At 72.5% G+C, this 20,915-nt stretch carries 19 protein-coding genes; 13 read left to right on the top strand and 6 right to left on the bottom strand.

Translation table 11 applies throughout. The annotated features are described in order from the left end of the window. Positions 1-192: 192 nt before the first annotated feature. Positions 193-420: a hypothetical protein gene (locus ACI792_RS01745; RefSeq protein ID WP_456601047.1), complete on the bottom strand. Its 228-nt coding sequence runs from the start codon at positions 418-420 to the stop codon at positions 193-195. Between the two features lie 125 nt (positions 421-545). Between ACI792_RS01745 and ACI792_RS01740 the strand changes: the two genes are divergently transcribed. Beyond that, positions 546-893, top strand: a complete 348-nt coding sequence (locus ACI792_RS01740) for a helix-turn-helix domain-containing protein (RefSeq protein WP_456579458.1) — start codon at positions 546-548, stop codon at positions 891-893. Between the two features lie 132 nt (positions 894-1,025). Here ACI792_RS01740 and ACI792_RS01735 read toward each other — a convergent pair whose 3' ends face one another. Next, positions 1,026-1,502, bottom strand: coding sequence for a hypothetical protein (locus tag ACI792_RS01735; RefSeq protein ID WP_456579457.1), 477 nt, complete (start codon positions 1,500-1,502; stop codon positions 1,026-1,028). Between the two features lie 174 nt (positions 1,503-1,676). Between ACI792_RS01735 and ACI792_RS01730 the strand changes: the two genes are divergently transcribed. The 5 genes from ACI792_RS01730 (at position 1,677) to ACI792_RS01710 (ending at position 7,135) form a co-directional block, all read left to right on the top strand. Then, entirely contained in the window at positions 1,677-4,457 is a 2,781-nt protein-coding gene (locus tag ACI792_RS01730; RefSeq protein WP_456601046.1) for a hypothetical protein, read from the top strand. A gap of 479 nt (positions 4,458-4,936) precedes the next feature. Then, the gene (locus ACI792_RS01725; RefSeq protein WP_456579454.1) at positions 4,937-5,293 is read left to right on the top strand and encodes a helix-turn-helix domain-containing protein; all 357 of its coding nucleotides are present in this window, start codon (positions 4,937-4,939) and stop codon (positions 5,291-5,293) included. Next, on the top strand, positions 5,290-6,120 hold the full coding sequence (locus tag ACI792_RS01720) for an ImmA/IrrE family metallo-endopeptidase (protein ID WP_456579453.1): 831 nt from the start codon (positions 5,290-5,292) through the stop codon (positions 6,118-6,120). The genes ACI792_RS01725 and ACI792_RS01720 overlap by 4 nt, the downstream gene beginning before the upstream one ends. After that, positions 6,117-6,695, top strand: a complete 579-nt coding sequence (locus ACI792_RS01715) for a hypothetical protein (protein WP_456579452.1) — start codon at positions 6,117-6,119, stop codon at positions 6,693-6,695. Before ACI792_RS01720 ends, ACI792_RS01715 begins: the two co-directional genes overlap by 4 nt. 317 nt (positions 6,696-7,012) lie before the next feature. Continuing rightward, positions 7,013-7,135 (top strand): hypothetical protein, encoded by a 123-nt coding sequence (locus tag ACI792_RS01710; RefSeq protein ID WP_456579451.1) that lies wholly within the window; start codon positions 7,013-7,015, stop codon positions 7,133-7,135. Positions 7,136-7,184: 49 nt separating this feature from the next. Here the strand turns inward: ACI792_RS01710 and ACI792_RS01705 are convergent, their stop codons facing one another. Both ACI792_RS01705 and ACI792_RS01700 read right to left on the bottom strand, forming a co-directional pair. Further along, on the bottom strand, positions 7,185-8,939 hold the full coding sequence (locus ACI792_RS01705; RefSeq protein WP_456601045.1) for an ATP-binding protein: 1,755 nt from the start codon (positions 8,937-8,939) through the stop codon (positions 7,185-7,187). Further along, positions 8,936-9,691, bottom strand: a complete 756-nt coding sequence (locus ACI792_RS01700; RefSeq protein ID WP_456579449.1) for a response regulator transcription factor — start codon at positions 9,689-9,691, stop codon at positions 8,936-8,938. The genes ACI792_RS01705 and ACI792_RS01700 overlap by 4 nt, the downstream gene beginning before the upstream one ends. A gap of 421 nt (positions 9,692-10,112) precedes the next feature. Here ACI792_RS01700 and ACI792_RS01695 point away from each other — a divergent pair, with 421 nt between their 5' ends. After that, complete coding sequence (locus tag ACI792_RS01695) at positions 10,113-10,505, top strand: ATP-binding protein (protein WP_456601044.1); 393 nt, start codon at positions 10,113-10,115, stop codon at positions 10,503-10,505. A 76-nt stretch (positions 10,506-10,581) separates the two neighbouring features. After that, on the top strand, positions 10,582-10,716 hold the full coding sequence (locus ACI792_RS01690; RefSeq protein ID WP_456579447.1) for a hypothetical protein: 135 nt from the start codon (positions 10,582-10,584) through the stop codon (positions 10,714-10,716). Positions 10,717-11,274: 558 nt separating this feature from the next. On the opposite strand, the gene ACI792_RS01685 is transcribed toward ACI792_RS01690, so the two are convergent. Continuing rightward, entirely contained in the window at positions 11,275-13,074 is a 1,800-nt protein-coding gene (locus ACI792_RS01685; RefSeq protein ID WP_456579446.1) for a SpoIIE family protein phosphatase, read from the bottom strand. A gap of 75 nt (positions 13,075-13,149) precedes the next feature. Here ACI792_RS01685 and ACI792_RS01680 point away from each other — a divergent pair, with 75 nt between their 5' ends. The 3 genes from ACI792_RS01680 (at position 13,150) to ACI792_RS01670 (ending at position 17,075) form a co-directional block, all read left to right on the top strand. Beyond that, positions 13,150-13,560, top strand: coding sequence for a DUF2511 domain-containing protein (locus tag ACI792_RS01680; protein WP_456579445.1), 411 nt, complete (start codon positions 13,150-13,152; stop codon positions 13,558-13,560). Between the two features lie 527 nt (positions 13,561-14,087). Continuing rightward, entirely contained in the window at positions 14,088-14,351 is a 264-nt protein-coding gene (locus tag ACI792_RS01675) for an ANTAR domain-containing protein (RefSeq protein ID WP_456601043.1), read from the top strand. A 111-nt stretch (positions 14,352-14,462) separates the two neighbouring features. Next, positions 14,463-17,075, top strand: coding sequence for a SpoIIE family protein phosphatase (locus ACI792_RS01670; RefSeq protein WP_456579443.1), 2,613 nt, complete (start codon positions 14,463-14,465; stop codon positions 17,073-17,075). A gap of 24 nt (positions 17,076-17,099) precedes the next feature. On the opposite strand, the gene ACI792_RS01665 is transcribed toward ACI792_RS01670, so the two are convergent. Continuing rightward, positions 17,100-19,118: an anti-sigma factor RsbA family regulatory protein gene (locus ACI792_RS01665; protein ID WP_456601042.1), complete on the bottom strand. Its 2,019-nt coding sequence runs from the start codon at positions 19,116-19,118 to the stop codon at positions 17,100-17,102. On the opposite strand from ACI792_RS01665, the gene ACI792_RS01660 reads away from it, so the two are divergent. Together ACI792_RS01660 and ACI792_RS01655 are read left to right on the top strand one after the other, a co-directional pair. Continuing rightward, entirely contained in the window at positions 19,099-19,581 is a 483-nt protein-coding gene (locus tag ACI792_RS01660) for an AAA family ATPase (RefSeq protein ID WP_456601041.1), read from the top strand. The two genes, ACI792_RS01665 and ACI792_RS01660, sit on opposite strands and share 20 nt — an antisense overlap. 597 nt (positions 19,582-20,178) lie before the next feature. Then, positions 20,179-20,895, top strand: a complete 717-nt coding sequence (locus ACI792_RS01655) for a hypothetical protein (protein WP_456601040.1) — start codon at positions 20,179-20,181, stop codon at positions 20,893-20,895. Positions 20,896-20,915 lie beyond the last annotated feature (20 nt).

Raw genomic sequence — 20,915 nt, 5'->3', positions numbered from 1 at the left:
GGACACCGCGAACCGGCCCGGGGGTCGCCGCCATGCCACGCTCCGTGGATTCGAACGTATGTCCAAGATCCCCCGGGTGCATGTTGCAGGGCCGCGCGGCCACAGGCAACCCCGCAGCGAACCGATCCGGTGCGGTAGCGCGCACACGCAGCACGGCGCGCGACAGCACCGGGCGGTCGGAGGGGAAGGCGGTCACCGCTGCCCCCGCCGGGACTCGGAGAGAAACCACTCCAGCTCGCCCGCGAGCGTGTTCCCGATGGCGTCCGCTACGGCCTTGGCCGGCGTGGCGTTCGGGTCAGAGGCGAGCGCTTCTTCGTAGCTGGGCAGGAGCAGGTTGCCCAGCGACATGAACCGCGGTTCGCGCAGTCGCCAGCCGTGCGGGCGGCGGTCAAGGTCCTGACCAGTCGGGTTGTTAGCCATGTCGGAGACCGTTCGAACGCCCGCAGACGGTCGCTGTCGTTCGGCACAGACGGGATCGGTCTGCTTACGCGGACAGTTTCGGTGCGGAGCCACGGACGACGCGCATGCCGTGTGACGGTCGCTGCGTGCCGCCGCGCGAACGCTCCCCGATCTCCTACGTGATCTCGGGCAGCTGGGACGACGGCACTGCGGTCTTCGACACCGGTGACGCCGTCTTCGATGAGGCGCTGCAGCGGTACAACCGCACCGCGAAGACGATCCGCGAGCGCAGGAAAGCCCTCGACTGGTCGTTCGAGACCGTCGGGCGACGGGCCGGGAAGATGCGCCGCCAGACCGTCAGTGAGCTGGAGAGCGGGCAGAGCTGGCCGGACGCGGTGACAGTGCATCGCATCGCGATCGCCCTGGGGTTCGACAGTGAGGTACGAGACGACCCGCAGGCGCGCCCGTACCCGCGCCCGGCCGCAGAAGGCTGATCCGACTCTCGGGCGGTGTGCCCGCCTGGCCTCCGTTCAGCCGCACTACGTGCCCCAGTACTGGGACGGCCGCGACTGGGCTGGCCCGCCCACCCAGCCCTAGGACACTGCCGGTCCGTCTCGGCTGGAGGGTCAGTCCCACCACAGGCCGACCACCGCTGCGCGGGCCGGCAGCGGCCGGGCGAGCAGGTCGGTCCCAGGCCCGCGCCACGTCGGCCACCCGGCGGTCCACGAGGTCCAGATCTCGGCCGTGGCTGCGGCGAGCGCGCCGTGCAGGTCTCCGGCCGCAGGCCAGTCGGCGGCGACCCGCGCAGCCAGCTCAGGTGCGACGGCCGCGTCGACCTGGATGCCGTCGAAGGTCACCAGCCCGCGGCCGGCGGTCAGGGCTCCGACCAGCCGCCCGCCCAGCAGCGTGGCGTACTCGACCAGCCAGGTCATCGGCGGCCGGACGCCGTTGAGCCGGGCGGCAGGCAGGTCGCCCGGCAGGAGCTCGAGGGCTCGGGCGGCGGTGGGTGGCGGCACGTCCAGCAGCCGGCCCGCATCCGGGAGGTCGGGGTCGAGGTGGGCGCTCAGCAGCTCGGCCAGCGCGTCGGCGGCCGGCGCGCTCACCGGCGACCTACCCGGTACACGGTGTGCACCGGGTCAGTGTGCCGCGCGCCGCCGTAGATCGTCGATCCCCGCCGCGGCGCACCCACAGGCCGACGTCCCTGCGGAACACAAGACGATGTCGACGGCGTCGGTACCGTCCGCCGGGCAGCAGACAACCGAGGAAGGGAAGCGCAAGTGGCAGCGGCTGACGGGGACCGATCGCGGACGAGTACGCCCATCGAGCCCGGAGAACTCGGCCGGCTCCGCGACGACGGCCTGGCCGCCGCCGGCGAGTACACCGCGCTCGCCGCTGTCGCTGCCCGCCAGGGCGGCGACCGTGCACTGCAGCTGCTCGCAGAGCATGGCGACGACGCGGCGGCCTTCACCTGGTGGTGGACGCTGGCGGCCCAGAGCCCTGAGCGGTTCGCCAGCGCGAAGCAGCTGGCATCCCAGCTGGCAGTGCCGGAGAGCCTCACTGACGCGGTCACCGACCATGTCCTCGAGGAGATGACGCAGCGCGACCGCCAGCTCATCTCGGCTGCCACTGCGAGCCGCGCGGAGATCCTCCGGCGCCTCGACGACACCGCGCCCTGGGTGGTGTCCCTGGCGCACGACGTGGTGCGGGATCCGGCGGACCGGTTCCCGGAGGTGCTCAATGCTGCTCTCGACATCCTGGGCGCGTCAGAGCGCCCGGAGGATCGCGCGGCGGTCTTCGACCTCGCGAACCAGCAGCCCTACTCGAAGCGCGGCGCGGTCCTCGCCCGGCTCCGCGACCCGATCGAGGCCGAGGAGGCGCGCCGGATCGTCGCATCCCTCGCAGAGATGCAGCGGCGCGGCGGCGGCGACCGCACCGACTGGGAGCCCGTCGCGCGGCTGCTCGGCCGACTCCCGGTGAAGACCACGACGGAGTTCCTCACCGGGCCGTTCGGCGGGACAGGACGTCGGACGCTGCTCGAGGCGGGGCTGATCTCCAAGCTCGGCGCCGCGGGGCTGCGGGAAGTGCTGACGGCACTCGATCAGCCGGCCGTTGCCGAAGAGCTGCTGCACCGCGCGGCAGCCGACCTCCGGCTGGAGGACGTGGCCGCCTTCTCGGTATGGGCCCACGCGCGCTACACCGCGGCAGCGTGCGCCGGCTTCCGGCGGCGGCTCGCCGAAGGCCTGCAGGGTCACTTCTCGCGCCGTGAGGAGCGCCGCCGCGAAGCCCTCGACGGGCTGTGGGCCAGCGCGCTCGCTGGTCACGACGCCGACGCCGTCGCCGACGAGCTCATCGACGCCGTCGACCCAGCCGAGCTGGCTGCCCGCGCTGCTGACGTGAGGACGAAGGGTGCCGCACGCCAGCTCGGCGCCGCCGCAGCCAAGATGCTCGCCATCGACCCCCGCACCGCCGATGCTGCGCGCACCGCCCAACTCGTCGATGCCGCCGCGGGCGCGGCCCGCGCGCTGAGGTCCAACTTGGTCGCTGACTTCTTCGCAGGGCTGATGCGGACCGCCGTCGGCACGACGGCGAGCCAGCAGCTGCGCGCCGCACTTCTGGACGCGGTGCTCGAGCACCCAGCCGCCATCACCGCGTTCGCCGCTGAAGGTGGGTTGGCCGCCCTCACCGCTCACGCAGCGCGCACCCCCAATGAGGCCGCAGCGGTGCTGCTCGCGGCGCGGGAGGATCTCTCCGCTCAGGCGGCCAACACCCTGCTCGGGGCTCAGCCCGCCCGGCAGGAGCGGCGGCGCCCGCTGGACCCGCCCGCGGAGGAGTCGCCGGCGGGCGTGGACTGGACGACGGCCGACACGGAGACGTACCTGCGGATCCTCGAGGTGGTAAGCGCGTGGCCCGAGGTCGTGTTCGGCGTCCTCTCGCGGGCGCTGGCCGCACTCGACGAACCCGAGGCACGGCACCCCAACGCCGTGGTCCTGCGAGCGGTCCTCGAGCACGCGGCGGCTCACGACCTCGCCGACCAGCTGGGCGAGGACACCACCGACCACATCCGCCGACTTCTCACCAAGCAGCGTGACATCGACGTGCTCCGCGCCGCCTGCCAGTGGATCCGCCGGCTGGACCTGGACGCCGACGGCGCCGACCTCGACCGGGCGCAGCTGGTCCTCACCGCCGACAGCAGCCGCGGTGGCCGTCAGCCCGACCTCCGCGCTCTGCGCGGCGAGCTCGCAACGCGGCACGCGCAGCTGGCACAGAACCTGGCGCTCGACAGCGAGCGGCGGATCGCGCACCTGCGCACGGCAGTCGACCTCGACGCTGCCAAGGCCCGCGAAGCCGCTGTGCCCCTGGCGGGGTCTTCGGCGACCGGGATCCGCCTGGCGGCCGCCCGCGTCCTCGCCGAGACCCAGGGCTCCCCGGACGAGCATCAGACCCTGGTCAACCTCGCCGCGATGGAGGACCACGCCGAGGTCGCCGAGCTGTTGGACGCGGCGCTGCACCGGCTCACCTCCGGCGACACCGGCGAGGCACTCCGCAATCTGGCCGAGCTGCTCGACCTGTCGACCACCGGCCTCGACCCGAACGTACTCATCCCGGACGAACAGCACCGCGACCGGTTCTCGGAATGGGTGGACAAGGCGCGGGCCCGCTCAGCCAACCGCCACGACCCGGGGGCCTTCATCGAGGCAGCCATCAACGTCGCCGACCAGATGGTCGACCTCGCCCTCATCGCTCGTCACGATGCCGGGCAGCGCGTCGTGCTCAAGGCGGACCAGGTGGACGCGCTGCGCGCCAACGCGGCGAACCGCCTGGATGTCGGCGCACTGGTGACCCAGCAGCAGAGCGTTCAGCAGTTCACCTGGTTCACGGCTGTGGCAGCGCTGCGCAGGAAGCGTGCCGCCCACCCGTCCCCCATCGGCACCACCACCCCGCCTCGCTTCATGCCCGACGACCTGGTCGCCGCCAAGGTGCTGCTCCGCGACATCACGGCGGGCTGGATCAAGGACATGCACGACAGCGCACAGCGAGGCGCGGCTGAACCTGCCTAGCCAGCGGCCGTCCGGTGTGCGCCGCCATGGCACGCTGCGCACCGTGAGCGACAACGTCTTCGAGCCCGACACCCTGCAGGCGATCGGAGAGCTGCTGGCCGCCGGCGAGCAGCACGGCATCGGCGTGACCTTCGAGCCGGACGCCGAGGGTTGGCACGTCGGGTACCTCGTCAGCAGGGGTGGGGGCGGCCTCGTCGCCGGGTACGACCTCGGGGACACGGCGCGCGCAGCCTTGCGCCCCTGGAGGAGTTGGCCGCTCAGCGTACGCAGGCACGCCGGGATCGCGGCTGACGGTTCCAATCGGTGCGATCGGGTGCGGCTCATGACAGATCGGCGGTCGAGTCAGGCGTCCCGGAGTCCGCCCCGGCTGAGTGTCGAGCTGGACCACCGCTCACGCCACCGGGGTGGTTGGTCCGCAACCTCATTGCACCGGGGCCGCCCCTCCGGCACAATGAATAGCTCAGGAGGTGCTATTCATCATGACTTCCCCGGTGCTCATCAACCAGGAAGCGCTCGGCAACCGGCTGCGGGAGGTCCGCGAAGCGGCGGGCGTCTCGCAGGAGGAGGCGTGCGAGGTGATCGACGTGTCGCAGCCGACGTACTCGCGCATCGAGACCGGTAGTCGGCCCCTCAAGGGCCACGAGCTGATCTTGCTGGCCGACCGCTTCGGGGTGCGCGCGGGAGCCATCACGGGTGTGGCCGCGCTGCGCGACCGGGTGCGCTACGCCGCCCGAACGGACGGGTCCCAGCCGCAGATGGTGGCGATGCGGGAGAAGCTGCACGCCTACCTGGAGCTTGACGCCTACCTCACCGACCAGGGCATCGAGCAGACGTGAGCAACGAACAGATCGCCCGGGAGCGGGCGGAGGCGTTCCGGCTCAAGCACGACCTCGGGACGCGCCCCCTCGGCGACCTGTTCGAGCTCGCCCACACCGCTCTGGACTCTGACGCGCTGGCGATGGACGCCGGGGACGCCGAGCACGGACTGTCGATGCTGGACCCGGTCACCGATCGCGTCGTCATCGTCGTGGCCACCACCCGGCACCCGATGCGGCAGCGGTCGTCGCTGGCTCACGAGATGGGCCACGTGGTCGGCGGCGACCTGAATGCCGCCGACGCACCCGTGCCTGGTGCCCGCACGCCCGCGGAGATCCAGGCCGACGCGTTCGCCCGGCACCTGCTGCTGCCAGTCGCCGCGCTGCGCGACCGGTTCGGCACCGCGGCACGCAAGGCAGGTATCGGCGATGGCGATCTGGCCGCCGTCGTCCAGGAGTTCGAGGCCTCCCCGGCGATGGCGGCCATCCAGTTCAAGCAGGCGCGCCTGATCGACCCGGACACCTGCGCGGCATGGATGGCGCTGTCCGCTCCGTCTCTGGCCGCCCGCTACGGCTGGCTCAGCCAGTACCAGGCTCTGGCGCTGGGGTCGATGCGGCCGCGTGCGCCGCAGCAGCTGATGCGCCGCGCGGTCGAGGGCTACCACCAGGGCGCCGTCGGGATCGCTGAGGTCGCCGCCTGGTACGAGCAGGCGCCGGAGGAGTTGGCCGAGCAGCTCGGAGCGGCACGGCACACCCTGGACGACGTGGCCGGACCCGACGACGTCGACGACGACGACGCTCCGCTGTTCCCGCCTGGTTTCGCCAGTCGGGCGTCGTCGACCTCGTGAGCGTCCTGCTCGACGCCGGCCCGACCCTGAACTTCCTCGCGGTCGGTCAGCAGAACGTGCTGCTGCAGACCGCCGAGCACGGCGGCCTGCAGCTGACCGTGCCCGAGCGCGTGGACGCCGAGGTGGCCGGCAAGGGCAGCAGCGCCCGGTTCCGCCGCACGGGGGTCGTGCGCACCTGGGCTGCGCTTCGAAGTTCCGAGCGGGTGGTGGTCCTCTCCGACGACCTGACCACCGAGCCCTTCTCTACCGCCATCTCCCGCGTCAGCGGAATGCCCGCGGAGAAGCGCATCACCGACACCAGCAGCCTGGGCGAGATCTTGGTTCTGGCGCACGCCTCGGTGCTGGCACAGGCGGGCACCGACGTCTTCGTGCTGATCGACGAGCGCGACGGCCGCCGGCGAGCCGACCGCGAGCGGCGGTGGCTGTCGGCCAAAGGCGCGCCCGGTCAGCTGCACCTCTGGAGCACGAAGCAGGTGCTGAAGAACGCAGACCCGAGCTGGTTCGTCGGGGGTCACTCCTGGGCGAAGGTCTACAGCCAGATGCGTCCGTTCGACGACGGCCTGCTCCCACTCTGACGTCCAAGGTGGGCCGGCGGAGCGGGGAGCATCCGGAGGCGCGCCCTGCAATGCCGACCCTCTGGTCGACGACCACCGTGTCGCCCACGTGCTGCCGCCTGGACCCGTGTTCTCGCCGTCGGGTGAGCGCCACCTCTGCATAGGGCGCCCGCCGAAACCGGCGCGGACCAGCACGGCCGCACCAGGAATCACCGGAGCCCCCCCCCGAATCATCCCGCCCCGTCAGGACGCGGACCTACGGTGCGCCGGTGAGCGGGGACGCAGACTCGTAGCGCTGGTGCGTGCGCCCGTCCAGACGCCCCGGCTAACGTCACGCCGTGCCCGGTCCTGCAGCGCATGGTCGTGGGCAGTGGCCGCACATGACCTTCATCGACGTCAAGGACACCGGGCTGCGTGCGGCGTGCGTGCTGGTGCAGGACGTACTTGTCGCCCTCGCCTAACAGCTCGCCGTCGGCGACCCGGTCGGCGACGGCCTGCAGGCGGTGGAGCTCAGTCCCGGTCCGGGTCGGTGGCTTCGTCCGCACTCCACCGGCGCAGCAGCTGCTCCAGGTCGCCGGGGTCAAGGGGCTTGGTGAGGTGGGCGTCGAATCCGGACTCCAGGGCCCGGGACTTGTCCCTGTCGCGGCCGAATCCGGAGATGGCGACGAACCGCGTCCGGCGGTGTTGTGTGGTACCGCGCAGCCGGCGAGCGACCTCGTAGCCGTCGACGTCCTCGCCGAGGGCGATGTCGCAGAGGACGACGTCGAAGGCATTCTGGGCCTGGGCGAGCCCGTCGCGGGCGGTGAAGGCGGCGGTGACTTCGTGGCCGCGGAGGGTCAACGCCGTTTGGTAGGCGCGGGCGAGGTCCTCGTTGTCGTCGATGATCAGGATGCGCAGCGGCGTCGGCGGCGCGGACGGTGTCGATTCCGCGGGAGGCCCCTGGCTGCCGGTTGAGGCCGGTTCCCTTGCCGGTTCCGTAGCCGGCGCGGCGTCGGGCAGCTCGACGCGGAGCGGCAGCCGCATGGTGAACGTGGCGCCGGTGCCGGGGCCGTTGCTGTGCGCGGTGACCGTGCCGTCGTGCAGCTGGGTGATGCCGCGGACGACGGCCAGCCCCAGACCCAGGCCGCTGGGTGCCTGCCTCCGGGGATCCGGCTCGCGGTGGAAGGGTTCGAACAACCGCTCGGCGACGGCGGGGTCGAACCCGGGCCCGTCGTCGTGCACCTGTAGCTCGGCGTTGCCGTCGTCGGCAGTGAGCCGGACGCCGACCGCGGCGTCGGCCGGGGTGTACTTGCAGGCGTTGTCGATCAGGTTGGTCACGGCCTGGCCCAGGCGGACCGCGTCGCCGTCGACTGGCACGGGCGTCTCTGGTAGCACCAGGTCGATGGTGCGGGCCCGCCCTCCGTGTGCGGATCCGACGTCGGCCACGACCTGCTCCACCAGCGTCCGCAGGTCCAGGGGGTGACGCTGCACGGTGAGCCGTCCGGCGATTCCGCGGGCGGCGTCGAGCAGGTCGTCGGTCATGCGGGTCAGGGCCGCGGTCTGGCGGTCGAGCACCGCCAGGACCGGGTTCCCGGCGATGTCGAGGGCGAGGACGTCGAGGGCGGCTCGGACGGCGGCGAGCGGGTTGCGCAGCTCGTGCGAGAGCGTGGCGATGAACCGGTCTTTCTCCTGGTGCTGGGCCTGCAGCTGCGCGGTGGTGGTCTCCAGCCGGGCGATGACCTCCCGCAGGTTGCGGTCGGCCTCCTGGATCTCGCCGGCGCGGTTGAACAGGTCGACCTCCAGATCCTCCAGACGAGTCTGCAGCGCTTCCTCGCCCCGCTCCTGCTCGACCTGCCGCAGCTGCCGTTCCCGGATGAAGTCCGTGACGTCCTCCACCCGGTGCAGCAGCAGCACTACGCGGCCGTGCTCATCGAGCACCGGGACGTTGACCGGGCTCCAGTACCGCTCCACGAACTCGCCCGTCGACTGGTCGAGGATGTCGTAGGGCTGCACCGCCATCGTGTGCGGTTCCCCCGTGGACAGCACCCGCTCCAGCGAGGCCCGCAGGTGGCGCACCCCACTGGCTCGCGGGTTCTCCGGGTTGTCGGGGAATGCCTCGAACAGATGGCGCCCGACCAGGTCGGCTCGACGCGTCCCGGTGACCCGCTCCCGCGCTCGGTTCATCCCGACGATCACCAGCTCCGGCGTGAGAACCAGGAATGGGGCCGGCAGCGCGTCGAACACCGCCGTGTAGTCGACCTCGTCGGGAGTCATGGTGCGCCTCATGGGTCCAGTCGGTACCCCACGCCGCGCACGGTCACGATCCGCGGGCTGGCGGCGCCGGCGTGGGTCAGCTTCTGCCGGATCCGGTAGACGTGCTCGGACACGGTGGCGTCGGCCCGCCCGGCGGCGGAGCCCCACACCTGCTCGAGCAGTTGGGCGGTGGAGTGGACCTGCCGCGGGGACAGGGCGAGCAGGGTGAGCAGGTCGTACTCCAGGGGCCTGAGCGCCAAGGGGGTGCCGTGCACGCTCACCTCGTGCGCGGACGTGTCGATGACGAGCTCGCCCACCGGTACGAGCGGGCCGGCGGACGGGGGGGCGGAGCGGCGCAGCACCGCTCGGATGCGCGCGGCCAGTTCGGGCAGGGAGAACGGCTTGACGATGTAGTCGTCGGCGCCGAGCTCGAGGCCGAGCAGCCGGTCGCCCTCCAGCCCGCGGCCGCTCAGGACGACGACGGGCACCGGGTGGTCGTCCTGGCGCAGGGTGCGGAGCAGTTCCAGGCCGTTGCCGTCGGGCAGCCCGAGGTCGAGGACCACCAGGTCGACCGGGCGCTCCCGCAGCTGCGCCGCCCCGGTCCGCGTGTCGCCGGCGGTGAGCACCTCGAAGCCGCTCCGGGTGAGGTAGTTGCCGGCCATCGCGACCAAGTCCACCTCGTCGTCGATCAGCAGGACGACCGGGCGCGGGAGCGGCCGGTGCGACGTCCCTTCGACGGCCGGATCCTTGACCCCCCGTTGATCCGGAAGTCGGGTCTCAACCATGTCTCGAACCTACCAAGGGAACTACTGTCGGCGAATGTGGCGCAGGGCACACCGTCGCGTGGCGGCGGGACGTCACCACCTGGACCTAGCCTCAACATTGTCTCAACGCGCGGTCAAAGAGTGGCCCGCAGCCGTGACTGAAAACAACCGGTCAGGACGACAGGAAATCCCCGTGCCAGACGATCGTGTCCCCCCACCCCGAGCTGACCTCGGCCTCCCCGCGCCTGCCGATGAGGCCCCGCCGGGTTTGACGGGCTCGGCCCCGCGGGTCGCCGAGAACGCGGCGGCGGGGATGACCGGCAGCGGTGATCCTGTGCTCGCCACGGTGACGGCTCCCGCCCCTGTGGCGGGGACGCCCTGGGTGCTCAGCCCGCGCCCGGCGCCTCGGTCCGACGGCCGCATCCTGGGGCGCTGGCGCCCGATGCGGCCGTCGGACGTCACGGCCGCCCGCAGGCAGCTCGGTGCCGCTCTGCACGACGGCGTGCGCCCCCGGGGGGCGACCGAGGGAGGCGTCGAGCGGCTCCTCCTGGCGTTCGAGGAACTGGTCAGCAACGCCGTGCGGCATGGCCGGTCGCCGGTCGAGGTGATGGTGACCGACCACGGCCAGTGCTGGCTGCTCGAGGTTGTCGACGCCGCCGGCGACGTGCCGCCGACTCCCGACCCGGGCCGGGACGCCGCGCTCGGAGGACTGGGTCTGGCCCTGGTCGCCGAGATCAGCGGTGCCCACGGTTGGGAGCCACTCGGGAGCGGGAGCAAGACGGTGTGGGCGCGTGTGGACTACACGCGCGAGGAGGCGCCCCCTTCGCTGTCCTGAACCCCGGAGTTCAGCTCGTCCGTGAACGCGCTCCCCGGCGATCCGTGGCTGCCTGCCGACGTCCCGGTGACCGGGGGTGCTCGCGTTCTTCGACGCCGACTGGCCGCTGTTCCCGCCCGACCAGATCGAGGACGTCCGGCTGGAGGGACCGAAGTCGACGGGGAAGCTGGTCCTGCGGGGCGGCCCCCGTACCCCGTGGGCATCGCGATGATTGCCGAGCGGCTGCGGGAGCAGTTCGGGGGCGTAGTCCGCGGTGTCCAGGGAGCTCCTTGTGCGAACGCCGCTGCCCGAGTTGTCCAACAGCCTGTTGGCGACTGCCCCCACAGGTTTGCGGGAGATCCCCAGCAGCGTGCTGGGGAACTCGTCGGCAGCCTGAGCGCCGCCGCGCGGCGGGGAGGCCTGTGCTTCCGCCACCAGCTGCGCCAACGGGACCCCGGTCGCGCCTCGTCGAGCACCTGATTCGCACCTGCGAGGCGGCATCGGCTCCGGCCGGCGGGCGGCCGGCGGGCAGCCGCTGCCCGAACTGCCGGGGCACTCTCTTGCATGTGCTGACTGCCGCGGCGGCAACCACGACGTGGCCGACCGCACCGCCGGACCGCCCGGACTGGAGGTTCCATGGCGCGCCAGGCCGCTGGCCGTTCCCGACTCGGTGCGGGTCACGTGCTCACATGGCGGTGATCGTCGCCCCGGCCCCGGGCCGGGCCGCGTGAGCTGCGGCGTTGGCCGCACACGCCACCGCGGCCCTGGCCCCCCATGTGCTGCTTGAACGTCAGTCGGCGGGGACGGTAGGTGGCACCCGGTTCGGGCCGGCCTCCGGCGGCCGCGGCCGGTCCTGGGGGTGTAGCCGCACCGCGACGAGCGCGACGTCGTCATCGGGCTGGTCGGGCAGCATCCGGGCCAGCAGCTCGTCGCACAGCTCGTCGAGGTCGTGGCCGGCGAGGTCGGCCAGCGCGGCCTGTAGCCGGGCGGCGCCGTGGTCGAGGTCGGAGCCGCGCCGTTCGATCAGCCCGTCGCTGTAGAGGATGACGACGGCGCCGCGGTCCAGGGTCACCTGCGCGTCGCGGCGCCGGGTCCCGGGGTCGACGCCGAGCATCAGGTCGGTGTGGCCGGCAGTCAGCAGCGTCACCGTGCCGTCGGGAGCGATGACGGCCGGCGCCGGATGGCCGGCGTTGGACCAGCGCAGCCGGGTCACGCCGAGGTCGCGGTCGGCGGCGCTCTGCTCGAGGCGGGCGACGACCACGGTCGCGAGGATTCCCGACTGCAGGGTCTGCATGACCTCATCGGCCTGTCGCAGGATCGCGGCCGGCCCGTCCCCGTCGATCGCGCCGAGCGTGCGCACGATGCTGCGGAGCTGCCCCATCGCGGCGGCGGCCTCGACGTCGTGGCCGACGACGTCACCGATGACCAGCACCGTGGCCCCGGCGGGCTGCATCAGCGCGTCGTACCAGTCTCCGCCGACCTGCGCGGACTGCCCGGCGGGCACGTAGCGGACAGCGATCTGCAGGTGGTCGGGCTCCGGCGGCGGGGTCAGCAGGGACCGCTGGAACCCCTCGGCGAGATTCCGCTGCTGTCGGTAGAGCCGCGAGTTGTCCAGCACCAGCCCGGCCCGGGAGGCGACGATCCGCATGGTGACCAGATCCTCGGGACTGAACGTGCCGCGTTCGAGGCCGTTGGCCAGCGTGAGCATGCCCACCGGGCCGGTCCGGCCGGGCAGCGGCAGCACCGCCACCGCCTCGGGCGCCAGGGTGGTGAGCAGCTCGCGGGTCGGGCCGGGCTGCACCATCGACAGCGCCTGAGCGGTCGCGTTGCCGTTGAGCAGCTGCGGCTGCCCGGTCCGCAGGGCGCCGACGATGAGGGCGTCGTCGCGGAGCGCGGCCAGCCGCGCCTGCGCGTAGGCCTCGGTCGCCGGCCGCAGTTCCGGATTGGCGTGCCAGGACTCCGAGGTGCGCAGACCGCGCCGGGACCCGGCGGCGCGGTCGTCGCCGATCAGGGTGACTATGGCCAGATCCGCGACCGCGGGAATCACCAGCCGCGCGAGGCGGCCGACGGCCGTCTCCGCGTCCAGGTCGGCGGCGAGGTCCTCGGTGATGCGGCTGAGCAGCCGTTCCCGCGCCGCTGCCTGCTCACCCTGCTCCTGCACGGCGCGGCGACCGGTGATGTCCCACGCGGAACCCAGCAGGCGGACCGCGGCGTTGCCCTCGTCGCACAGCGCCCGCCCGCGCGCGGCGACCCAGCGCAGCCCGCCGTCGGGCAGCAGCACCCGGAACTCCGCGGCGTAGTCGCCACACCCGTCGATCGCCTTCTGCATCTGCACGCCGACGGGGCCGACGTCCTCGGGATGCAGCCGGTCGTTGAACGCCTCGATCGTCTGGTCGAACTCGGTCGGCCCGTACCCGAACAGCTCGAGCAGCCGGTCGTCCCAGGTGAGAATCCCGGTGGTCAGGTCCCAGTCGAAGGTGCCGATGCCGGCCGCCGCCACGGCCATGTCCAGCAGCGAGCGGCGTGCCTCGTCGCCGCTGATCAGGCGTGACAGTTCAGGCTCGGTGCCATCGCCGTCGTGCGTGCTCATCTGGTCCCGTCTCCCGCCCACCACGGGGTCGCGGCGAAGCTCCGGCCCGATTGTCCCAGCCCACCCGGTGAAGGAATGCGCCCGGGGAATCGCACTCCCCGGCACCCCTCCGTCGCCGGGGACTCGTGCAGCGGCTTCCTCATCCTCCTGCTGGTCGTCGCGGCCGTCGTGTACGGCTGCACCCGGATCGGAGGCGGGGACTCCAGCGGCTCGTCGGCCGGCGAGGTCGGCGAGGTGTCCCGCGCCGAGTTCGAGGGCGAGGGCCGGACCTGGCCGCTGACCGTCGACCGCGGCACGCTCGACTGCGAACCCGGCAGCCGGGTCACGTTCACCGCCGACGGCACGACGTACGCCGTCAACGGCACCGCGAAGGGCTCCGGCGAGTGGGCCGACATCGACCCGATCTGGGCCGACGATGGCAGCGGTCTGGACCTCAAGGTGAGCATCGGTGACCTCATCGAGGCTGGCTTGGCGCTGTGCGACTGAGCCGGGACCGGGCATGACCGAGGTGACGGTCGGGCAGGCGGCCAAGCTCGCCGGCGTGCCGACCGACGTGCTGCGCGAGCTGTGCGAGGCGGGGAAGGTCTGGCACGCAGGGGTGAACGCGGCCACTGGTACCTCCACCCCGACGACATCCCGGCTCGGGACTGGGTGCTCGAGGCGGTGCGGCAGCGGTACCGCCAGGACGTCGCCGGTACGCAGCAGGCGATGGCCCGGTTCGTGAAGGAGGTCGAGGCGGTGCAGCTGGATCTGGCGGAGGCTGCCGAGGACACCACCGGCCTGGGACGGCTCGGCAACGACCTGCGGGCGGTCTACAGCAGGGACAGCCCGTTCAACCTGGCCGAGCACAGCCTGATGCGGCGGCTGATGGACGTGGAGCTGACCCACCGGCGCTTGCGGGCCACCGCCGAGACACCGGCCCCGCAGGACGACGGGCTACGGCCGGCCGCCTGGTCTGCGGCGGCGTCCGGCCCTCGTTCTGCCGCAGCGGTTCGCGCTGGGACACTGCCCACATGCTCGAGCCTCGCCGGTCGGTCGACGAGCAGCTGCGCAGGGCGCTGTCTGACCTTGAGACTGCGCGCGCGCAGGCTGCAAGCCTAGAAGCGGGCCTCGAGTCCAACCGCCGCATCGGGATGGCGGTCGGCATCCTCATGGAGCGCCACCGGCTGACTTCCGACCAGGCGTTCGCGCTCCTGGTCGACGCAAGCCAGCGCCAGAACCTGAAGCTGCGCGAACTGGCTGACCGGATGACCGTGAGCGGCTCACTCGACGACTAGCAACGGCCCCCGCACGGGATCGAAGGAACGGTGGGCGTAGCGCGGACCGGTACCATCGGTGGGCCGACTCCGTGGGACCTCACGTCCGCGTCCCTGTCCAAGGGGGTCTCTGTGACTGGCTCGCTACCTGCGGGCACCGCGCTGCCGGCGCAGTCGGATGCGGCGTTCGAGCGCTTCGCCCGCCTGGTGCGCCGCCAGCTGAACGTCCCGGTGGCGCTGGTGACGATGGTGTCGGACGACGAGCAGGTGTTCCCCGGCGCGCTGGGGCTGCCCGAGCCGTGGCAGTCCACGCGCAAGACACCGCTGAGCCACTCGTTCTGCCAGCACGTGGTGCGCTCGGCCGCGCCGCTGGTCATCACCGACGCGCGCACCGATCCGCTGGTCGCCGACAACCTGGCCATCCCCGACCTGCATGTCATCGCCTACGCCGGCGTTCCGATCACCGACGCCGACGGCAAGGTCGTGGGGTCGGTGTGTGCCATCGACAGCCGGCCACGGGAGTGGTCGGACGAAGACGTGGCGGTGCTGACCGACCTGGCCGGTGCGTGCGGCTCGGAGCTGCGGATGCGGGCGGCCCAGCTGCGCGCCGACGCCGCCGTGGCCTGGGCGGAGGAGTCCGCGGCGCACGCCCGGCAGCTGCTCGTCGAACGCGAGTTCGACCGGTCCCGGTGGTCGCTGGCGCTGGCTGCCGGGCAGGTGGGCACCTTCGACCTGGATCTGGACACCGGCGCGCTGACCGTAGATGACCGCCTGCTGGGGCTGTCGGGCATGGATCGGGCAGGCTTCTCCGGCAGCCCCGACGACGTGTACGCCCACGTGCACCCCGACGACCTCGCCGATGTCGTCGCGGCGGTGCAGTACGCCGTCGACACCGGCGCGACCTACGACGCCGAGTACCGAATCGTGCATGCCGACGGCGCGCACCGCTGGCTTGCCGCCCGGGGGCAGGTGATCGGCGGTGGCGACGGCGCCGGTTCGCGTCTCGTGGGCGTGGTGCACGACACCACCGCCCAACGGGAGCCGCTGGCCCTGGCAGCTCAGGCGGTCGAGTCGATGGCGGTCGGCTTCCTCGCGGTGGACACCGACTGGGTGATCACGCACGTCAACGCCGAGGTCGAGCGGATCACCGGCTTCCCCCGGGAGAAGGTGCTGGGCCGCCCGCTGTGGGAGGCGTTCCCGGCCGCCGTCGGCACCGAGTTCGAGGACCACTACCGCCGCGCCGCCGACACCGGGCAGCCGGTGTCCTTCGACGCGTACTACCCCCAGCCGCTGGACGTCTGGGTCGAGGTGCGCGCCGTGCCGAACCCGACCGGGGTGGCGCTGCACTTCGTCGACGTCACCGCCCGCGCCGTGGCGCAGCAGCAGGCGGAGCGGGCGGCCGGCCGGGAGCGGCTGCTGGGCCGGATCACCGAGGAGCTGGTCGGCACCCTGGACCCCGACGAGGCCGCCGACCGGCTGGTCCGGCTGCTCGTCCCCGCGCTGACCGACTGGTGCATCGTCACCTTGAGCGTGGACGACCAGGCCGCGGGCGTCCGGCGCGGCCTGCGCCACGCCGCCGCCCAGCACGTCGACCCCGCGATGCAGGAGGTCCTGGATGACTACGCCCGGGTCCGGTTGGCTGCCCTCTCCAACGACGCCGTGCTGAAGCGGGCCATGCGGACAGGTCAACTGCAGCTCCTCGACGCCGACGCGACCGCGCGAGCCCTCACGAGGCTCCCCCCCGGGCCGATGCACGATGCGCTCCGGGCGCTGGCACCCGAAGCGGTGGTGGTGCTCCCACTACCTGGGCGGGACGGCTCGGTCGGGATGCTCACCCTGGCCAACGGCACCGACCGGGGCGCGTTCAGCGCCGAGGATCTGGTCACCGCCCGGCACGTCGCCGCCCGCGCCGGGCTGGTGCTGGACAACGCCCGGCTGTTCCGGCAGCAGCGTGGGCTGGCCGAGGGCTTCCAGCGGTCGCTGCTCACCGCTCCGCCCGAACCCGACCACCTGCAGATCGCCGTCCGGTACGTGCCCGCAGCTCAGTCGGCGGAGGTCGGCGGCGACTGGTACGACGCGTTCATGCAGCCCGGCGGCGCGACCCAGCTGGTCATCGGCGACGTCGTCGGGCACGACGTGGCTGCCGCAGCGGCGATGGGGCAGATCCGCAGCATCGTGCGCACCATCGGCGCCCTGGACCAGAATGGGCCGGCTGCGGTGCTGCGCCAGGTGGGCCAGGTGATGGAGACCCTGCAGTCGCGAATCCTGGCCACGACGCTGATCGCGCGGCTGGAGCAGACCGACGACGAGCGGGAGGCCGGGCTGACCCGGTTGCGCTGGTCGAACGCCGGCCATCCGCCGCCGATGACGATCGCCGCTGACGGCACGGTGACCGCGCTGACCACCGAGCGCACCGACCTGCTGCTCGGTGTGGATGCCCACGCGCTCCGGCGAGAGTCTCAGGTGACGCTGGAGCGGGACGTGGTCGTCCTCCTGTACACCGACGGGCTCGTCGAGCGCCGGAACTCCGACCTCGACGCGGGAACGGCTCGGCTGAAGGCTGTGCTGGCCGAGCTCGCCGGCCGGGAGCTGAACGAGCTGTGCGATGAGCTGCTGGCGAGGATGCTGCCCGACGCGCCCGACGACGACGTCGCCCTGGTCGCCGTCCGGCTGCACCCGCAGGACCGGCCGCGCCCGCCGGAGGCCGGCCCGCACCGGGTGCCGCCGGGCTTCCCGAGGGACTGACCCCAGGACAGCGCGGGGGTCGGCTCAGACCCAGCGGGTAGTGAGCCGGACGCTGCTGCCGTGCGCGTCGCGGCGCAGGGCCACGTGGTCGCACAGCTGGCGGGCCAGCCACAGCCCCATCCCGCCGGCCGACAGGTCCTCGCCGTGCGCCGGCCCGTACCCGGCGAAGGGGTCGGCCGGGCCGGTTCCGGCGTCGCCGATGGTGCACACCAGCTGACCCGGCGCGGTCCACAGCCGCAGGCTGACCGGCCGGTGGCCGTGCCGGACAGCGTTGGAGGTCATCTCGTCCACAGCCAGCTGGAAGTCCTCCAGCAGGTCGGCCGGTCCGGCGAGGTTGCTCAGATGGCGGCGGATGGTCCGCCGGAGCCCGATGAAGTCGGTGACGTCGTCGGCGACCAGCGCGGGCGGCGTGCGCTCCAGCGGCTCGTCGGGGACCGAGAGACCGGCCAGGTAGGTCGCCGGGTCGACGTAGTCAGCGTTCGTCGCCCGGCCGTCACGGCTTACCAGCTGGGGGTGGGTGCGCCGGGCAGCAGTCAGCAGCGGCTCGGGCAGGGCGGTACTGAACACGCACAGCCCCCACAGCGGTGACGACGCGAACGCGGCGTTGATCACCGCCTCGTAGCGCTGCCACTCGGTCCAGTCCGCGGCGGTGGTGCCGAAGTCGACCTCGCCGACGACCCGGACCCGCCGGCCTGGGCCTGCCTGCTCACCCAGTCCGCGGAAGGTGGTGATCGCCGTCGGCGTGCGGGACCGGTAGAGCGCGTGCCGCTCGAGCACCAGCACCAGCGAGTGGTTCTCAACCGCGTCGTGCAGGGCGGCGGTGACTGCCGGGCCGGCGGCGATCACCGCGCCGTCTCCAGCTGCCAGGCCCTCGAGCAGGAACGGAGCGGCGAGGTCGGCCAACTCCTCGACCGAGTCGTAGAACAGGGCGTCATGCCGGAAACCCGGCCCCGCGCAGCCGCCCGACACGGTGCCAGCCGGGCCGCCGTGGCCGTCCGTGCACCTCGGGATCTGCTGGCCCAACGCGTCCAACCCCCATGTCGTGCCGCTCACGTTCGGGTAGGGGCGGTCCGTCCCACGGTAGCCGCGGTCCCGAATCTGGCCACCCGGCGCCGGCCTCGGCGCGCACTTCACCCGCGCCGGCCAGCCCACAGGCCGCCGCGCGAGCTCCTCGGTGGCGATCGCCGCGTCAAGCTCGGCCGCCACGGCCGCCACCACGTCGGTCACGGGCAGCGCCTGCGGTGGCGGCGGGGCAGGCATGCGAACCGCGCGTGCGGTGAACACCATGTCCGCGTAGCCCTCGGCGTACGCGGAGTCAAGCCGGCCCAGCTCCGGATGCCACGCCCCGAGAACCACGGTCAGAACTTCATCCGCCCTCGGCTGCAGCATCTGCGTCTCGAACGCGAAGTCATCCGTGCCGCGGAACCCACGCAAGCGCGCGTACTGCCACCTCCCGTGCCGTGTCTGGACCGCCAGCACGACGTCCCACAGGGAGTCGTTGACCGCCAGCAGCTCAGGCACGTGGGGCAGCAGTGGACTGCAGGCCCAAAGCAGCACGTCACTGACCGCCCGCATCGCCGACTCGACGTCGTGCCGCAGGTCGAGGGCGGCCAGGACGTCGTCGAGCAGATCATTGCCCTCCACGGTCGCCAACCCGGTGAGCAGCACAGCGCAGTTGCCGCGCTGACCGACCTTGGCCGCAACGATCGGCGCCCCCGGCCGGAGCTCGGTGCGCAGACTGTCAGCCGCGAGAACCGCACCCCCGACCGTCAGGGTGGCAACGGCGAGGGGCACACCGCCGGACTCTCGCACGACGCGGTGCAGCGCCCTGCCACGCAACACGCCGAAGGTCATGGCGACAGCGTCGGCCCAGACGCCGGGGCTCGCCGCCGAGCGGATGGCCGACACCAAGGACTGCCGCAGGGAACCACGGTCAGTGGTGGTGCTGAACTCCGAAATCGTTCGCGTTCGTCGACGGGTCGGGAAGTCGCGCCTGATCGAGGAGTTCATCGAGCGTGCCGGCGTGCCGCACGTGTTCTTCACCGCGTCGATGCAGCAGCCGGCGGAGGAGCTGCGGCTGTTCGCCGAGGAGGTCGCCGCCTCCGACCTGTCCGACGCGACCACATCCGCCGGCATCACCCCGGCGACGTGGGAGGCCGCACTGCGGCTGCTGGCCACCGCCCTGCCCACCGACGGCCCCAGCATCGTGGTGATCGACGAGCTGCCGTACCTGACCGGCCCCGACAACGCCTTCGAGGGCGCTCTGCAGAAGGTGTTCGACCGGGTCATCGCTCGCCACCCGGTGCTGCTCATCGGCGTCGGGTCAGACCTGGCGATGATGGAAGCGCTCAACGCCTACGGGCGCCCCTTTCACCAGCGCGCCGTGGAGATGATCGTGCCACCGCTGAGCCCGCTCGAGCTCGGCGCCATGCTCGACCTCGACCCGGCCGACACCTTCGACGCCTACCTGGTCACCGGCGGCCTGCCGCTGGTCTGCGAGGAGTGACCCCGCGGCCTGCCGATGTGGGATTACCTGGAGGAGGCGCTGTCGCACTCCACCTCGGCGCTGGTGGTCAGCGGCCAGCGCGCATCAAATGGCTGGAGAACCAGCCCTTCGACGACCGCGACTTCGCCGCTCTCGTGACCCACCGCGGGCAGCTGCCCGGCGCATCGTCCGACACCCCGCTGCTCGTCGTGTCCCGCTCCGGAAGCTCCATCGAGGGTGCGCACGTCCTGAGCCCGGCGCAGCTGTTGGAAGGCTGGCGCTGACCGAGGACGGGGCTGTGTAAGAACTCCGCCGGAAACGTGTAAGAACTCCACCGATGCCGGTGCTCCGCTGCTGGTCAGAGCAACGGTTAGCACCCCACCCATAGATCTGCAGGTGGACGGCTCATCGGCCTCTGCAGCGAGCCGCCTGACGGGCATCTGGGCCGAGGGGCGCATTACTCGCATCCCCCTGTCGGGGGCAGGGGGAGCCCCGACGCGGTCGGGTGGGAGATCTTCCCGGCGGTCGCGGGAAGGCGCCTGATGGCAACTCCGTGTCGACGCAGGACCGTTGGGTCCGGGGATCGGAGAGCCCGGTCTCGAACGAACGGAGGACGCTATGTCCCGGACGGCATGGCGGGTGGCGGGAAGCCTCGCGCTCGCGCATGTGGTGCTCATCCTCGTCGGCATCAGCCAGCAGCGGTCCCCGCGGCTCGGGGACGGCGCCGAAGCGGTCGCCGCCGAGTACGTCGACGGCGACCTGGCCCGGATCATGGCCGGCGGCTACGTCGAGTCCGTCGGTTTCCTGCTGCTGCTCCCGGTGCTCGCCTTCCTGGCCCGGGCGCTGAGCCGCTCCGAGACCGGCGGCTGGGCGTCGCAGACCGCCTTCGCGGCAGGCATCGCCTACGTGGCGCTCAGCCTGGCTCCGGGGCTCGCCGCGGGCGCGGCCGCCCTGTACGGCGCTCAGCACGGTGCCGACATGGTCACGGTGTCGCTCGTCAACGACGTCCGGAACTTCACCTTCTTCCTGAGCGTCCTGCTGCTGGGGGTGCACGCCGCCGGCGTCGGGATCGCCGTGCTGGCCGACGGGGAGCTGCCCCCGTGGCTCGGCTGGGCCGGCCTGGGAACGGGGCTCGTCCTGGTGGCCTCGGTGCCCGCCGCGAGGCTGGGCGCCGTCGACTGGGCCACCGTGGCGTGGATGGTCTGGTTCCTCGCCCTTGCGACCGTCATGCTCAGGTACCGACCCGGCGGACCGGATGCGGCAGCGCGACCGGTCTTCTCCGGGGCGTCGGGCGACCCGCTGACCACGACGCCTCGCCCCGGGGCCGGTACCTGACCGTCGCACACCAGGACGAT

The sequence above is a fragment of the Blastococcus sp. SYSU DS0669 genome (assembly GCF_054050895.1).
The sequence above is the reverse complement of the archived record's forward strand: the minus strand, read 5'-3'. Positions and strand labels throughout refer to the sequence as shown.

What these genes read in the sequence shown, in the direction of transcription:
- ACI792_RS01745 (WP_456601047.1), bottom strand. Translation starts at nt 420, where the DNA reads ATGGCTAACAACCCGACTGGTCAGGACCTTGACCGCCGCCCGCACGGC.
- ACI792_RS01685 (WP_456579446.1), bottom strand. Translation starts at nt 13,074, where the DNA reads ATGAGCACGCACGACGGCGATGGCACCGAGCCTGAACTGTCACGCCTG.
- ACI792_RS01695 (WP_456601044.1), top strand. Translation starts at nt 10,113, where the DNA reads ATGCGGCCGTCGGACGTCACGGCCGCCCGCAGGCAGCTCGGTGCCGCT.
- ACI792_RS01725 (WP_456579454.1), top strand. Translation starts at nt 4,937, where the DNA reads ATGACTTCCCCGGTGCTCATCAACCAGGAAGCGCTCGGCAACCGGCTG.
- ACI792_RS01655 (WP_456601040.1), top strand. Translation starts at nt 20,179, where the DNA reads ATGTCCCGGACGGCATGGCGGGTGGCGGGAAGCCTCGCGCTCGCGCAT.
- ACI792_RS01705 (WP_456601045.1), bottom strand. Translation starts at nt 8,939, where the DNA reads ATGAGGCGCACCATGACTCCCGACGAGGTCGACTACACGGCGGTGTTC.
- ACI792_RS01700 (WP_456579449.1), bottom strand. Translation starts at nt 9,691, where the DNA reads ATGGTTGAGACCCGACTTCCGGATCAACGGGGGGTCAAGGATCCGGCC.
- ACI792_RS01680 (WP_456579445.1), top strand. Translation starts at nt 13,150, where the DNA reads ATGCGCCCGGGGAATCGCACTCCCCGGCACCCCTCCGTCGCCGGGGAC.
- ACI792_RS01675 (WP_456601043.1), top strand. Translation starts at nt 14,088, where the DNA reads ATGCTCGAGCCTCGCCGGTCGGTCGACGAGCAGCTGCGCAGGGCGCTG.